A 14,483-nucleotide genomic window follows, 5' to 3' on the forward strand; every position below is an offset into this window, starting at 1 on the left:
ACCGCGGTGGGGCAGGCGTGCCGCGCCGCGCAGCCAGCGCAGGCCCACCGCCAGGGCCAGCGGCGCGGGCACCGTCCCGGCCCCGAGCCCGACCTCCACCAGCAGGTCGAACACCTCCTTGCGGCGCGCGGCGGTCGCGATGGCCGCGTCGATGAACCCCGGCGACTGCGCCAGCCGGGCCAGCACGTCGGTCGTGCGCAGGTGCCGCCCCAGCGCGCCGCGAAGCTTGGCCCGGTACCGCGCCAGCGGGTCGCCCGCCGCCGCACCTGCCGCTTCGCCCGCCGCCTCGACGACCGCCTCGGCCGCCAGCCGTCCCGACAGCAGCGCGTAGTAGATGCCCTCGCCGGTCAGCGGGTTGATCAGCCCCGCCGCGTCCCCGGCGAGCAGCACCCGCCCGGCGCCCGGCGCGGGCCGCCCGGTCGACAGCGGCAGGTGATGGGCGCGCAGGTCGCGCGCGGGCCGGTCGGGCAGCAGCTCGGCCAGCCTGCCGTGCAGCACCTGGCGGCCCGGCGCCCCCGCCGCCCGCAGCCGGGGCAGCAGCATGCCGAACCCGACGTTCGCGGTGCCGTCGCCGATCGGGAACGACCACGCGTAGGCCGGCCAGCCCGCCCGCTGCATCGCGATGAGCTGCACGTCGTCGGCCTCGGGCACGTCGGCGTAGCCGCGCACGGCCAGGGCGGTGTGCCGCTCGCCCGCCGCGGGCAGCCCGATCAGCCGGCGCACCGCCGAGTAGGCCCCGTCGGCCGCCACCACCGCGCGGGCCCGCAGCCGCCCGTCCAGGACGACCCAGGACCCGTCGTGGGCCAGCTCCCTGACGCGGTGGCGGCGCACCTCGACGCCCCTGGCCCCGGCCGCCGCCACCAGCCGCGCGTCGAACACCCGGCGCGGCACCACGTGGTTGGGCCGGGCCGCCTCGGCCGAGACGCGCAGCCCGCCCGGCGAGACCACGGTCAGCCGGGGCGTGGGCCGGTAGTCGTCGATGAGGTCCGGCAGGCCCAGCCGGGCCAGCTCGTCGCGGCCGTGCGCGGCGATGCCGTCGCCGCACGGCTTGTCGCGGGGGAAGCCGGCCCGGTCGAGCAGGACCACGCGCAGGTCCGGCCGCAGCTGGACGGCCCGCAGCGCCGCCGCCGAGCCCGCCGGTCCCGCGCCCACGACCGCCAGGTCCCATTCCTCACCCATGCGAGGTCTTGTCCCACTCCGCGCGGTGGAGGAAACCCGTTCCCGCCGGTGTCCCGGCCGGCGCGGTGGGGGAAGCCCGTTCCCGCCGGGTCAGGCCCGCGACAGCGCGCGGGCGGCGTGGATCAGGGGCACGTGGCTGAACGCCTGCGGGAAGTTGCCCACCAGGCGCCCGTAGCGCGGGTCGTACTCCTCGGCCAGCAGCCCGACGTCGTTGCGCAGTTCCAGCAGGCGTTCGAACAGCTCCCGTGCCTCCTCCTTGCGGCCCTGCATCGCCATCACCTCCACCAGCCAGAAGCTGCACGCCAGGAACGCGCCCTCACCGCCGGGCAGGCCGTCGACGTCGTTGTCGGCGGCCAGCGGATAACGCAGGACGAACCCGTCGGACATGAGCTCCTTCTCGATCGCCGCCACCGTGCCGGTCACACGGGGGTCGTCGGGCGGCAGGAAGCCCACGACCGGGATCATCAGCAGCGCCGCGTCCAGCTCCGACGACCCGTACGACTGGGTGAAGGTGTTGCGGTGGGGGTCGAAGCCCTTGTCGCAGATCTCGGCGTGGATCGTGTCGCGCAGCGCGCGCCACCTGTCGACCGGGCCGGTGCGGCCGAAGCTCTCGACGTACCTGACGGCCCGGTCGAGGGCGACCCAGCACATCACCTTGGAGTGCACGAAGTGCCGGCGCGGGCCGCGCACCTCCCACAGGCCCTCGTCGGGCTCGTCCCAGTGCTCCTCCACGTAGTCGAGGAGCTGGCGCTGGATCGACCAGGCGCGCTCGTCGGCGGCCAGGCCGCGGGAGCGGGAGACGTACAGGCAGTTCATCACCTCGCCGTAGACGTCGAGCTGGAGCTGCTGGACCGCCTCGTTGCCGATGCGGACCGGGCGGGAGCCCTCGTAGCCGTCCAGCCAGTCGAGGCGCAGCTCGGGCAGGCGGCGCTCGCCGGCGACGCCGTACATGATCTGCAGGTCCTGGGGACGCCCGGCGATGGTGCGCAGCAGCCAGGACCGCCAGTCGGCGGCCTCGTCGAGGTAGCCCGAGCTGATCAGCGCGTCGAGCGTCATCGTGGCGTCGCGCAGCCAGCAGAACCGGTAGTCCCAGTTGCGCACGCCGCCGATGTCCTCGGGCAGGGACGTGGTCGGCGCGGCCACGATGCCGCCGGTCGGCGCGTACGTCAGCCCCTTCAGCGTGATCAGCGACCGGGTCACCGCCTCCCGGTAGGGGCCCTGGTAGGCGCACCTGCCGACCCACTCGGCCCACATGGTCTCGGTCTCGGCGAGCTGCTCCTCGGCGTCGATGCGCGGCGGCATCGGCTCGTGGGAGGGGTGCCAGGTGAACACGAACGGCAGCCGGTCGCCCGCGTTGACGGTGAACGTGGCCCGGTGGGCGTAGTCGCCGCCCTTGAGCGGGACGGGGGAGTGCAGCCACACCGAGTCGGGGCCGCCGACGGCCTGCAGGTGGCCGTTCGTCCGGCGCACCCACGGCACGATGCGCCCGTAGTCGAAGCGCACGCGCAGCTGGGTGGAGACCTCGACGCTGCCCGAGACCCCCTCGACGATGCGCACGACGTCGGGGTTCCGGTCGCGCGGGGGCATGAAGTCGATCACCCGGACCGTGCCGGTCGGGGTGTCCCACTCGCTCTCCAGGATGAGCGTGTCGGGCCGGTAGCGGCGCCGGGTGGCCGGCCGCCGGGCCGTCGGGCCCAGCCACCAGTGGCCGTTGCGCTCGCTGCCGAGCAGGGCCGCGAAGCACGAGGGGGAGTCGAACCTGGGCAGGCAGAGCCAGTCGATGGAACCGTCCCTCGCCACCAGTGCGGCCGACTGCATGTCTCCGATCAGCGCGTAGTCCTCAATCCGCATGCCGAAGACGCTACTCGCGCGCGGGCGATCCCGCGCCGGGCCTGGCCTGTCGCGTCAGGACGGGCCCGGCGCGGGATCACGACAAGGGGAACCAGCGGGTGAACAGCTGGGTCAGCGGGCCGATGGCGAGGGCGAAGACCAGCGTCCCGACGCCGACGCTGCCGCCGAGCAGCCAGCCCACGGCCAGCACGGTGAGCTCGATGAGGAAGCGGGCCAGCCGGACGGACAGGCCGAGCCGCATCAGGCCGGTCATGACGCCGTCGCGCGGCCCCGGGCCCATGCCCGCCCCGATGTAGAGCACGGTGGCCAGCGCGATCGCGACCACGCCGAGGGCCACGTACAGCGCCTGGACGGCCAGGTGGGACGGCGTGGGCAGCAGCAGGATCGCCGCGTCGGCGAACAGGCCGAGGAACACCACGTTGCTGATCGTGCCGAGGCCGGGCCGCTGGCGCAGCGGGATCCACAGCAGCATCACCAGGGCGCCGACGCCACGGCGGCCGCCACCGCGCAGGGTCGGCTCGGCGAGGCCGTCGGGCTCAACCGCCGCTTCCACCGGCGGATCGCCGAGCTGGCGGCCAACGCCATCGCGCTGCACACCCTGGAGCGCGTGTGGGACCAGATCCAGGTGTCCACATTGCGCTCGCTGGCGCCGCCGTCCCGTCCGGCGCACGTTTCCGGCCAGCACGAACAGCTTCTCGCCGCGATCATCGAGGCCCGGCCGCAGGACGCCGCGGCCATCGCCCGCGCGCACGTCCTCGACACCCGCGCCGTCACTCACAGCAAGGACGAACCCGCATGACCCGCCACCACACGTACACCACCACCGTGACCTGGACCGGCAACCGGGGCACCGGCACCAGCGGCTACCGCGACTACGACCGCGACCACGACCTGTCCGCCGAGGGCCGGCAGGTCATCGCGGGCAGCTCCGACCCCGCCTTCCGCGGCGACCCCGCCCGCTGGAACCCCGAGCAGCTGCTGGTCGGATCGCTCTCCCAGTGCCACATGTTGTGGTATCTGCACCTGTGCGCCGAGGCGGGCGTCGTGGTCACCGCGTACGCCGACCACGCGGCGGGCACCATGGCCGAGAGCGGCGCCGGGGGCCACTTCACCGAGGTCGTGCTCCGCCCCGAGGTGACCGTGGCCGCGCCGGAGATGGCCGAGACCGCCGCCCGCCTGCACCAGGACGCTCACAAGGCGTGCTTCATCGCCGCCTCGGTCAACTTCCCGGTACGCCACGAACCGACCGTTCGCACGGCCTGAGGCAGGCCGACGGTCCGGGGGAGGTCAGCGCGAGGCGGCCAGGGCCACGGCGGTGGCGGCCTCGTGCTGGAGCACCATGATCAGCAGGGTGGCCACCAGCGTCGCGATGAGCACCCAGCTGATCACGATGATGACCGTCGACCGGCGTGGCCGCCTGTGGCCCGGCTGCCCCTTCGCCCGCGCCTCGCTGCGACGAGCCCGCTCGTTGAACGACTCGAGCCGGGCGACGAGCCGCGGATCGTCGTCGACGAGGTGCTGCTCGATCTGGGCCAGCATTCGCTCCTCGTCCTGCGACCAGGCCATAGACGTACCTCCGGAACGCAAGCACTGTGGCGTGTTCCTCCCCAACCATGAAGATCATTAGCCTTGACGTGACCCCCTAATTACCGCCTCTTTTCGGTTTGCGATCACGCTCGAACTTTTGTTCTAATCATGGGATGCGCTGGGACAACCTGCGCCTGGCCGGGCCCGGTCAGGCCGATCCAGCCGTGCCGTTGTTCGCCCGCGGCGCGGTCACCCGTACGTTCGACACGCCCGAGTTCAGGGGGATGACCTTCTACGAGGTCCAGGCCCGGTCCATCATCAACCGGGTGCCGGGGGCCAGCCGGGTGCCGTTCGAGTACACGATCAACCCCTACCGCGGGTGCGGGCATCGCTGCGTCTACTGCTTCGCCCGCAAGACGCACGAATACCTCGACCTCGACGCCGGGGCCGACTTCGACTCGAAGATCGTCGTCAAGGTCAACGCGACCGAACTGGCCCGCAAGGAGCTGGCCGCGGCCCGCTGGGGCGGCCACCACGTGGCCATGGGCACCAACGTCGACTGCTACCAGCGCGCTGAGGGCCGCTACCGGCTCATGCGGGGCATCCTGGCCGCGCTGCGCGACGCCGCGAACCCGTTCTCGGTGCTCACCAAGGGCACGCTGATCCTGCGCGACCTCGATCTGCTCACCGAGGCGGCCGAGGTCACCGACGTCAGCACGAGCGTGTCGGTCGGCTTCGTGGACGAGGCGGTGTGGCGCGAGGTCGAGCCCGGCACGCCCAACCCGCGCCGGCGGCTGGAGGCGTGCGCCACGCTCAACGACAACGGCGTGGCGTGCGGGGTGCTGATGGCGCCGATCCTGCCGTACCTGACCGACTCCCCCGCCCAGCTCGAACGCACCGTCAAGGAGATCGCCGAGGCCGGCGCCACCCACCTCGCCCCGATCGTCCTGCACCTGCGGCCGGGGGCGCGCGAGTGGTGGCTGAGCTGGCTCGGGCGCGAGCACCCGCGCCTGGTGCCGCGCTATCTGGAGCTGTACGGCCGCGGCGCCTACGCCCCCGCCTCCTACCAGGACCGGGTCGTCGCCCAGGTCAAGGAGCTGGCCCGCCGCCACGGGGTCGGCAGAGCCACGCCCGCCATGGCCCGCCGCGTTCCGCCCCGCCGAACCCCCGGCACCGTCGCAGAGCCGGAGCAGCTTCGCCTGTTGTGACCCGGTTTAAATCGGTGGTCCGCCGGCCCGCCCCGGTGACAGGATGACCGGGCACCCAGCCGGACGACGTTCAGGAGCATGAGATGCGGCGCCGCCCAGAGATCTTCCAGCGCCCCATTGGCACGAGAGTTCTCGAGGGCTCCACCACTCATGCACATCCTGAACATCGGCATCCTCGCGCACGTGGACGCGGGCAAGACCAGCCTCACTGAGCGGCTGCTGTTCGAGACCGGGGTCATCGCGCGCCTCGGCAGCGTCGACGACGGCAGCACGCAGACCGACAGCGGCGAGATCGAACGCCGCCGCGGCATCACCATCCGCTCGGCGGTGGCCTCGTTCACCATGGGCGACCTGCGGGTCAACCTGGTGGACACGCCGGGCCACGCCGACTTCGTGGCCGAGGTCGAACGCGCGCTCGGCGTGCTCGACGGCGCCGTCCTGGTGGTGTCGGCCGTGGAGGGCGTACAGCCGCACACGCGGGTCCTGATGAAGACGCTGCGGCGGTTGCGGCTGCCCACGCTGATCTTCGTGAACAAGATCGACCGGATGGGGGCGCGGGAGGCGGGGGTGCTCGCCGAGATCCGGCGGTGGTTGTCGCCGCGGGTGGTCCCGCTCAACACGGTGAGCGGCATCGGCGGCCCGTCCGCCACCACCCACCCCTTCACCTTCGCCCCGCCTCCCTTCGGCACCGCCCCGAGCGCCCCGCCCCCTCACCCCCTCGCCTCCACTCCCCCGCCCCCGGGCTCCGCTCCTTCGCTCCCGGGCTCCGCTCCTTCGCTCCCGGGCTCCGCTCCTTCGCCACCGGGTTCCACTCCCTTGCCTCCGGACGCCACTCCCCGCGAGGCGGCTCTCTCCAGTCCCGTCACCTCCGTTCCCCCGTCCGCCGGGGCCGCTCCCCGCGACCCGGCCCCCGCCACCGGACCTTCCTCGACTTCCGGGGCGGCTTCCGGCGACCCGGTCGTCGCCACCCGCTCCCCCGTCTTTGCTCCCCCCTCCTCCGGGGGTGCTTCCCGCCCAGGGGTGGCGGGCGACGGCTCGGAGGAGGTGGTGCGGGCCGCTGGGCCCGTCGAGGCCGAGCCCGCCAGGACGGAGGCCGACCTGGCGGCCGACGCCGGGACCGGCGCAGAGGGCGGCGCAGAGGCTGCGGGGATGGTGGCGGCTGAGGTGTTGGCCGAGGGGGATGACGGGCTGTTGGAGTTGCTCGTCGATGACGTGGTTCCGGGTGCGGGGCGGGTCCGGGAGGCGCTTGCGGCGCAGTGCGCGGCGGGCGATGCGCATCCGGTGTTGTTCGGGTCGGCGATCATCGGCCAGGGCGTGGCCGAGCTGCTCGGGGCGGTCCGGCTGCTGCCCGCGGTTCCCCAGCCGCCGCTCGGCGCGGATGGAAGCGCCGACCGCACGACGGCAGCGGCGGCGACGGCGACGGCGACGGCGACGGCGGCTGTGGCTGTGGCTGTGGTGTTTGCGGTGGGGCGGGGGCGGGGTGGGGAGAAGGTCGCGTATCTGCGGATGTGGAGCGGAGAGCTGCGGGCGCGGGAGCGGGTGACGTTTCTGCGGCGGGAGCCGGGTGGGGGCGTCCACGCGTACGAGGGGCGGCCGAGCGGGGTGGCCGTCGTCGGGTCCGGGGCGCGGGTGGCGGTGGCGGGCGACATCGCCACGGTCCGGGGCGTGCCCGAGATCCGGGTCGGCGACCGGCTGGGCGAGCCCGGCCCGGCGGGGCAGGCCCACTTCACGCCGCCCAGCCTGGAGACCGTCGTACGCCCCCGGGTCCCCGGCCAGGAGCCGCGCCTGCACGCCGCGCTGGTCGCGCTGGCCGAGCAGGACCCCCTGATCGGCACCCGTACGCTGCCCGGCGGCCGGACGTCGGTCCTGCTGTACGGCGAGGTCCAGAAGGAGGTCATCGGCGAGACCCTGGCCAGGGACTTCGGCGTGGAGGCGGAGTTCGAGCCGAGCCGTCCGGTGCACTTCGAGCGTCCGGCGGGCACCGGCGCGGCCAGCAAGGAGATGCGTCAGGCCGGGGGCGCGTTCATGGCGACCGTGGGCCTGCGGGTCGAGCCGGCCGCGCCGGGCTCGGGCGTGCTCTACCGGCTGGAGGTCGATCTGGGCTCGCTGCCCCTGGCCTTCCACCGGGCGATCGAGGAGAGCGTGCGGCACGGCCTCGGGGCGGGCCCGCGCGGGTGGCCGGTCACCGACGTGCTGGTCACGCTGACGGCGACGGGTTACGCCTCCCCGGTCACGACCGCCGGCGACTTCCGCGGGCAGGCCCGGGTCGTGCTGGCCGAGGCGCTGCGCAGGGCCGGGACCAGGGTGTACGAGCCGTGCCACCGCTTCGAGGCGGAGGTGCCCGCCGACGCCTTCGCCGCCGTGTCGTCCCGCCTGGCCGGGCTGGGCGCGGTCCTGGACGGCACGAGCAGGCGGGACGGGACGTGGGTGCTCGAAGGGGAGATCCCGGCGGCGGCCGTGCACGAGGCCGAGCGGCGGCTGCCGGGCCTGTCGCGCGGCGAAGGGGTTTGGTGGTCGCGCCCGTCCGGAGATCGCCCGATTCGTACGCGATAGGCGGTATGTCGGATATCAGGGATAGATGGGTATTAATCCGCCATAGTGTGCCAATCGGGCGCAACCGTTACAGGGGGAGAACAATGGCTGACACGAAGAAGAAACCGGCCACCAAGTCAGGCAAGGCCAAGAAGCAGGCGATCAAGACGAGCCGGCAGGCCAAGGAGACCAAGAAGGAAACCCGAAGGACCGACGAGGGATGACCCCGTGAGGTGAATCGCGCAGCCGGGGGCCGGCGGCCCTCGGCTGTCCGGTGGAAGAGGAGCTGCGCACATGTCGGCCTATCTCCGCTTTCCCACTGTCTTTCAGGACGTGGTGGTCTTCGCCGCCGAGGACGACCTGTGGATGGTCTCGGCCCAGGGCGGCCGCGCGTTCCGCCTGACCGCCGGCGCGGCCGAGGCCGGCTACCCGCGCATCTCCCCGCGCGGCGACCAGATCGCGTTCGTCGGCCGGGAGGAGGGCCCGGAGGAGGTCTACGTGATGCCGGCCGTCGGCGGCGCCGCGCGCCGGGTCACCTTCCACGGCGCCCGCTGCACGGTCACCGGCTGGGACCACGAGGGCCGCATCCTGTACGCCAGCGACCAGTCCCAGCCGTTCGCCGGGCGCAAATGGCTGCACCGCGTGGCGCCGGGCGGGGTGCCGCAGCGGCTGCCGTACGGACCGGCGAACTCGATCGCCCACGGCCCCGACGGGATGATCGTGCTCGGCCGCAACACCGCCGACCCCGCGCGCTGGAAGCGCTACCGCGGCGGCACGGTCGGCGACCTGTGGATCGACACCGACGGCGACGGCGAGTTCAGGCGGCTGATCCGGCTGCCGGGGAACCTGGCCTCGCCGTGCTGGAGCGGCCGTCGGGTGTGCTTCCTGTCCGACCACGAGGGGGTCGGGAACGTCTACTCCTGCCTTCCGGACGGCGGCGACCTGCGCAAGCACACCCACCACGAGGACTACTACGCGCGCAACCTGTCCGGCGACGGCCACCGGCTGGTCTACCACGCCGGCGCCGACCTGTACCTGCTGGAGCCGGGCGACGGGCCGGGCGACGGGCCCAGGCGGCTGGACGTGCGGCTGGCCAGCTCCAGGACGCAGCGCAACCGCCGGTTCGTCGACGCCGAGGACTTCCTCGACAGCGCGACCCTCAGCCCGGACGGCAGCGCGCTGGCGATCACCTCGCGCGGCAAGGCGTACGCGATGGCCGACTGGGAGGGCCCGGTGAGCCAGCACGGCGAGCCGGACGGCGTCCGCTACCGCTTCCTGACCTGGCTGAACGACGGCGTGCGGCTGATCGCCGCGGCCAGCGGCGAGTCCGACGAGGAGACGCTGGTCATCCTGGAGGGCCACGAGGGCGGCTGCGGCGTCGAGGTGGCCCGGCTGGGCCGGATCAACGAGCTGGTCCCCGACCCCGCGCACGACCGCGTGGCCGTGGTCAACCACCGCCACGAGCTGTACCTGCTGGACCTGGCCACGGGCGCGGCCACGCTGGTGGAACGCAACCCGCACGGGCCCCCCGAGGACCCGGCCTGGTCGCACGACGGCCAGTGGCTGGCCTACGCCGGGCCGCTCAACGCCCAGACGACCGCGATCAAGCTGCACCACCCGGAGACCGGCCGGACGGTGGCCGCCTCCGAGCCGGTGCTCAAGGACTCGATGCCGGCCTTCGACCCCCAGGGCCGCTACCTGTACTTCATCGGCCAGCGGGTCTTCTCGCCCGTCTACGACCAGTTGCAGTTCGACCTGGGGTTCCCGCTGGGCACCCGGCCGTACGCGATCGCGCTGCGGGCCGGCGCGCCCGACCCGTTCGTGCCCGGACGTCGTCCGCTCAACGGCAAGGACGAGGAGGAGGACGAGCCGGTGGAGGCCGTCCGGGTGGACCTGGACGGGCTGGCCGCCCGCGTCACCGCCTTCCCGCTGCCGGAGGGCCGCTACGAGGGGGTGGCCGGGCTCAAGGGCAAGGCGCTGCTGCTGACCAGCCCGCTGGAGGGCGAGAACACCCTGCACCTGTACGACTTCGCCAAGGGCAGGAACGAGACGTTCGCCGACGGCGTCACCGCGTTCGAGCTGGGCCGCGACCACAAGACGCTGCTGTACCGGGCCGGCAGCCGGCTGCGCGTGGTCAGGGCCGGCGAGGTGCCCGAGCACGACGACGACCCGCCCGGACGCGAGAGCGGCTGGATCGACCTGTCGCGCATCAAGGTGTCGGTGGCGCCGGAGTCGGAGTGGCGGCAGATGTTCCGCGAGGCGTGGCGGCTGCAGCGGGAGAACTTCTGGACCGAGGACATGGCCGGCGTCGACTGGCCGGGCGTGTACCGGCGCTACGAGCCGCTGGTGGACCGGGTCACCACCCGGGGCGAGTTCTCCGACCTGCTGTGGGAGCTGCACGGCGAGCTGGGCACCAGCCACGCCTACGAGAGCGGCGGGGAGTACCGTCCCGGGCCGGACTACAGCCAGGGCAAGCTGGGCGTCGACTGGGACTACCGCGACGGCGTCTACCGCGTGCGCGCGATCGTCACCGGCGACCCCTGGGACCCCGAGGCCACCTCGCCGCTGAACCGGCTGGGGCTCGACGTGCGGCCGGGGGACGCGGTGCTGGCCATCAACGGCGCGCCCATCGGCCGCGCGGCCACCCCGAACGAGCGGCTGGTCAACCAGGCCGGCGAGGAGGTGGAGCTGACCCTGCGGCGCGAGGAGCGGGTGTTCACGGTGACCGTGCGCGCGCTGGCCGACGAGCAGCCGGCCCGTTATCGCGACTGGGTGAACCTCAACCGCGCCGAGTGCCACGAGCGTTCCGGCGGGCGCATCGGCTACCTGCACGTCCCCGACATGGGCACCGAGGGGTTCGGCGAGTTCCACCGGGGCTTCCTGGCCGAGTACGACCGGCACGCCCTCATCGTGGACGTGCGCTTCAACGGCGGCGGGCACGTCTCGGCGCTGCTGCTGGAGAAGCTGGCCAGGCGGCGGCTCGGCTACGACTACCCGCGGTGGGGGGACCCGGAGCCGTACCCGCCGGAGTCGCCGCGCGGGCCGCTGGTGGCCATCACCAACGAGTGGGCGGGCTCGGACGGCGACATCTTCAGCCACACCTTCAAGCTGCTCAAGCTGGGCCCGCTGGTCGGCAAGCGCACCTGGGGCGGGGTGATCGGCATCTGGCCGCGCCACCGGCTCGCCGACGGGACCGTGACCACGCAGCCGGAGTTCTCCTTCGCCTTCGACGACGTCGGCTGGCAGGTGGAGAACTACGGCACGGATCCCGACATCGAGGTGGACATCACCCCGCAGGACTACGCCAAAGGCGTGGACACGCAGCTGGAGCGGGCCATCGACGTCGCCCTTGGCCTGCTTGCCGAGCATTCGCCGCATACGCCGGATCCGTCGCATCGGCCAGGTATGCAACCTTAGGAACCTCTTGGGCGTCTAAAGATCATAGGCGGGGAAAGCGCACAGGGGATGACATGTGCACTCCGCTCGCGCGCGGCCTGACGACCGGCTCCGCGCGCATGCGAATGCAACCGAGCACAAGGGGGATCGTCCAGGTGCGCGCACTGGCACGCAGGGGGAAGTCGGCGATGGTCCGGTTGTACCGGGGGTACAACCGCCGCAAGGCACGCAACGCGCCGCCGCCGTCGACCGACCGCATCAGGATCCTGCTCCTGCACGCCAACGGCATGGGCGGCACGATCAGGACGGTGTTCAACCTGGCCGGCTACCTGGCCGAGAAGCACGACGTCGAGATCGTCAGCATCCTGAAGGAGGCCGAGGAGCCGTTCTTCCCGATCGACCCGCGGGTGCGCTTCCGCTTCCTCGACGACCGGCTCAAGCCCAGCCCCGATCCGCTGCGGGCGATGTTGTCGAAGTTCCCCAGCAAGCTGATCCCGCCGGAGGAGACGGCCTACCACCGCTTCACCCTGTGGACCGACTACAAGCTGGCCCGCTACATCCGCTCGCTCGACAGCGGCGTGCTGATGGCCACCCGTCCCGGGCTCAACCTGGCCATGGCGCAGTTGGCGCAGCCGGGCGTGATCACCATCGGGCAGGAGCATGTGGCCCTGCGCACCCAGGCCGAGCCGATGCAGAAGCTGATCAAGTGGCGGTACCGGCGGATGGACGCCCTGGTCACCCTCACCAAGGCCGACCTGCGCGACTACCGCAGCACGCTGCCGAAGAAGCCGAAGAAGCTGGCGCGCATCCCCAACGCCGTCCCGCCGATGAGCGGCGAGGTGTCCAGGCTGGACGCCAAGGTCGTCGTCGCCGTGGGCCGGATGACCCGGCTCAAGGGCTTCCACCGGCTGATCACCGCGTGGGAGACCGTCGCCGCCGCGCACCCCGACTGGAAGCTGCGCATCTTCGGCGCCGGGCCGCAGGAGGACAACCTGGCGGCGCAGATCGTCGAGGCCGGGCTTGAGGGCAAGGTGGAGCTGCCGGGGCCGACCAGCGACGTGGGGGCCGAGCTGGAGAAGGCGTCGATCTTCGTGCTCAGCTCGCGGCACGAGGGCTTCCCGATGACGATCCTGGAGGCCATGGCCAAGGGGCTGGCCATCGTCAGCTTCAACAGCCCGCACGGGCCCAAGGAGATGATCACCGACGAGGTGGACGGGCTGCTGGTCAAGCCGCGTACCAACGCCAACCTGGCGGCCTCCATCATGCGCGTCATCGAGGACGAGCCGCTGCGCCGGTCGCTGGCGGCGGCCGCGCTGGAGACGGCGCGCACGTACGACGTGCACGCGGTGGGCCAGAAGTGGGACGAGCTGCTGGACGAACTGGTGGCCCGCCGCAACGGCACGTACGTCCGGCCGCCCCGCCCCGCCCCCGAACCCGACGAGGCCACCACGCCCGTCGAGGCCACCGGGCCGGCCGGGCCCCGGGCCTAGCGGGACGAGCGTCACACCGCCGGGCCGGACCTGCACCGGCTCGGCGAAGGGCGACGTCGAGGGATCTGGCGGCCTGCGACACCCCTAGGTAGAGTTAGACCATGGGAAGCCTCCCCCGCATGACCATGCCGACCATGCTCGTGCTCCGCGCCCTGCTCGAAGACCCCACCCGCGCCATGTACGGCCTGGAGATCTGCGCGGCGGCCGGGCTGCCCAGCGGCACCATCCATCCGATCCTGGCCCGGCTGGAAGGCTTCGACTGGCTGGAGTCGAGCTGGGAGGAACTGGATCCGCGCGAGGAGGGCCGTCCGCGCCGCCGCTACTACCGCTTCACCCCCGACGGCGCCCAGCTGGCCAGGCAGGCGCTCGACCGCTCCGCCGCCAAGCGCGCCGCCCTGCGGCTGCGGCCCTCCGGCGGTGTGGCGTGAACACCTTGGCACCGGCCAGGCGCGGCCTGTCCGGCGAGGCGTTACGCGAGACCCGGCGGATCGGCCACCGCCTGGAGGCGGCGAGCGCCGGACTCGCGCAGGTCGAAGCGCCGCTGACCGAGTTGGAGGGCCTGCTCGTCCTCGCCCGCTCCCTCGACGCCCGCCTGCGCGAGGACCTGCTCGTCGTCCACCGCCTGTTCCGGGCCGTCGAGACCGCCGTCGTCCGCGACCTGGCGCCCGCCTACGAGACGGCCCGCGCCCTGCTCGGCGGCTTCCCCGGCGCGTGGGCCCTCGGGGCGGGGCTGCACCGGCGGCTCGCCGACCAGGCGGCCACGTTCTCCGCGCAGGACCCGGCGGGCCCACCGCCGCGGAACACCGCGACCGGCGTCGCCGCGGCGCGGGCGGTCACCGCCGCAGGCCCTGCGGAGAAGCTCATCGACGTCGAACTCCGGTTGCTGCCACCCGCCCACAGAGCCCGGTACGCCGAGGAGTTCCACGCCGAGCTCCACGATCTCGCGCGGGCGGGAGCCACCCCCGCCGGGCAGTCCCGGTACGCGCTGCGGCAACTGCGCGGGGTGTGGCGGCTCCGGGCGGCCCTGAAGGAGCCGCTGCGTCCCCGATGGTTCCGGCTGCACCGTCTGGCGTGCTGGGTCCTGGGCTCGGAGTGGCGGACGTGGGGCGTGCTGGGCCCGCCGTTGCTGCTGGCGATCGTCAACGTGTTCCTGCAGCAGGGATGGGGATCGGCGGTCTTCACGATCCCGGGCGTCGTCGTGTACTGGGCAGGCGTGGAGAAGCTGCGCGAGCGGTGGGGAGTGCGGGTGAGGCGGCGCGGGGTCGATCAGTGACGGAAGCCTTCCTGTGTCAAATCCGGC

Annotated in this window: 11 protein-coding genes and 1 pseudogene; 8 read left to right on the plus strand and 4 right to left on the minus strand. The window is 73.1% G+C overall.

Annotated elements, in window-relative coordinates:
* The 3 genes and pseudogenes from ACWCSD_RS32830 to ACWCSD_RS32840 all read right to left on the minus strand — a co-directional run.
* Positions 1 to 1,179: NAD(P)/FAD-dependent oxidoreductase (locus ACWCSD_RS32830; protein ID WP_449920681.1), on the minus strand; the 1,179-nt coding region annotated here is incomplete at its 3' end.
* A gap of 90 nt (positions 1,180 to 1,269) precedes the next feature.
* Complete coding sequence (locus ACWCSD_RS32835) at positions 1,270 to 3,030, minus strand: glycoside hydrolase family 15 protein (RefSeq protein ID WP_449920684.1); 1,761 nt, start codon at positions 3,028 to 3,030, stop codon at positions 1,270 to 1,272.
* 76 nt (positions 3,031 to 3,106) lie between these two features.
* A pseudogene (locus tag ACWCSD_RS32840) lies at positions 3,107 to 3,517 on the minus strand (YczE/YyaS/YitT family protein); the annotation flags it as partial.
* Between ACWCSD_RS32840 and ACWCSD_RS32845 the strand changes: the two are divergent.
* Complete coding sequence (locus ACWCSD_RS32845) at positions 3,476 to 3,829, plus strand: FCD domain-containing protein (protein WP_449920703.1); 354 nt, start codon at positions 3,476 to 3,478, stop codon at positions 3,827 to 3,829. The pseudogene ACWCSD_RS32840 and the gene ACWCSD_RS32845 sit on opposite strands and share 42 nt — an antisense overlap.
* Positions 3,826 to 4,293: an OsmC family protein gene (locus tag ACWCSD_RS32850; RefSeq protein ID WP_449920686.1), complete on the plus strand. Its 468-nt coding sequence runs from the start codon at positions 3,826 to 3,828 to the stop codon at positions 4,291 to 4,293. The genes ACWCSD_RS32845 and ACWCSD_RS32850 overlap by 4 nt, the downstream gene beginning before the upstream one ends.
* 24 nt (positions 4,294 to 4,317) lie before the next feature.
* Here the strand turns inward: ACWCSD_RS32850 and ACWCSD_RS32855 are convergent, their stop codons facing one another.
* Positions 4,318 to 4,596 (minus strand): DUF3040 domain-containing protein, encoded by a 279-nt coding sequence (locus tag ACWCSD_RS32855; RefSeq protein WP_352328164.1) that lies wholly within the window; start codon positions 4,594 to 4,596, stop codon positions 4,318 to 4,320.
* A 134-nt stretch (positions 4,597 to 4,730) separates the two neighbouring features.
* Between ACWCSD_RS32855 and ACWCSD_RS32860 the strand changes: the two genes are divergently transcribed.
* From ACWCSD_RS32860 to ACWCSD_RS32885, 6 genes are all read left to right on the plus strand, one after another.
* Positions 4,731 to 5,765 carry an Rv2578c family radical SAM protein gene (locus ACWCSD_RS32860; protein WP_449920688.1) on the plus strand — a complete coding sequence of 345 codons (1,035 nt, stop codon included), beginning with the start codon at positions 4,731 to 4,733 and terminating at the stop codon, positions 5,763 to 5,765.
* 150 nt (positions 5,766 to 5,915) lie between these two features.
* Positions 5,916 to 8,318, plus strand: a complete 2,403-nt coding sequence (locus ACWCSD_RS32865) for a GTP-binding protein (protein ID WP_449920690.1) — start codon at positions 5,916 to 5,918, stop codon at positions 8,316 to 8,318.
* A 273-nt stretch (positions 8,319 to 8,591) separates the two neighbouring features.
* On the plus strand, positions 8,592 to 11,714 hold the full coding sequence (locus ACWCSD_RS32870; RefSeq protein WP_449920693.1) for a S41 family peptidase: 3,123 nt from the start codon (positions 8,592 to 8,594) through the stop codon (positions 11,712 to 11,714).
* Positions 11,715 to 11,848: 134 nt separating this feature from the next.
* Positions 11,849 to 13,183, plus strand: coding sequence for a glycosyltransferase family 4 protein (locus ACWCSD_RS32875; protein WP_397158638.1), 1,335 nt, complete (start codon positions 11,849 to 11,851; stop codon positions 13,181 to 13,183).
* Between the two features lie 101 nt (positions 13,184 to 13,284).
* Positions 13,285 to 13,611: a PadR family transcriptional regulator gene (locus ACWCSD_RS32880; protein WP_449920697.1), complete on the plus strand. Its 327-nt coding sequence runs from the start codon at positions 13,285 to 13,287 to the stop codon at positions 13,609 to 13,611.
* The gene (locus ACWCSD_RS32885) at positions 13,608 to 14,456 is read left to right on the plus strand and encodes a hypothetical protein (protein WP_449920700.1); all 849 of its coding nucleotides are present in this window, start codon (positions 13,608 to 13,610) and stop codon (positions 14,454 to 14,456) included. The genes ACWCSD_RS32880 and ACWCSD_RS32885 overlap by 4 nt, the downstream gene beginning before the upstream one ends.
* Positions 14,457 to 14,483: the final 27 nt, after the last annotated feature.

This window comes from Nonomuraea sp. NPDC001684 (assembly GCF_053596515.1).

What these genes read in the sequence shown, in the direction of transcription:
- ACWCSD_RS32835 (WP_449920684.1), bottom strand. Translation starts at nt 3,030, where the DNA reads ATGCGGATTGAGGACTACGCGCTGATCGGAGACATGCAGTCGGCCGCA.
- ACWCSD_RS32850 (WP_449920686.1), top strand. Translation starts at nt 3,826, where the DNA reads ATGACCCGCCACCACACGTACACCACCACCGTGACCTGGACCGGCAAC.
- ACWCSD_RS32855 (WP_352328164.1), bottom strand. Translation starts at nt 4,596, where the DNA reads ATGGCCTGGTCGCAGGACGAGGAGCGAATGCTGGCCCAGATCGAGCAG.
- ACWCSD_RS32860 (WP_449920688.1), top strand. Translation starts at nt 4,731, where the DNA reads ATGCGCTGGGACAACCTGCGCCTGGCCGGGCCCGGTCAGGCCGATCCA.
- ACWCSD_RS32865 (WP_449920690.1), top strand. Translation starts at nt 5,916, where the DNA reads ATGCACATCCTGAACATCGGCATCCTCGCGCACGTGGACGCGGGCAAG.
- ACWCSD_RS32870 (WP_449920693.1), top strand. Translation starts at nt 8,592, where the DNA reads ATGTCGGCCTATCTCCGCTTTCCCACTGTCTTTCAGGACGTGGTGGTC.
- ACWCSD_RS32880 (WP_449920697.1), top strand. Translation starts at nt 13,285, where the DNA reads ATGGGAAGCCTCCCCCGCATGACCATGCCGACCATGCTCGTGCTCCGC.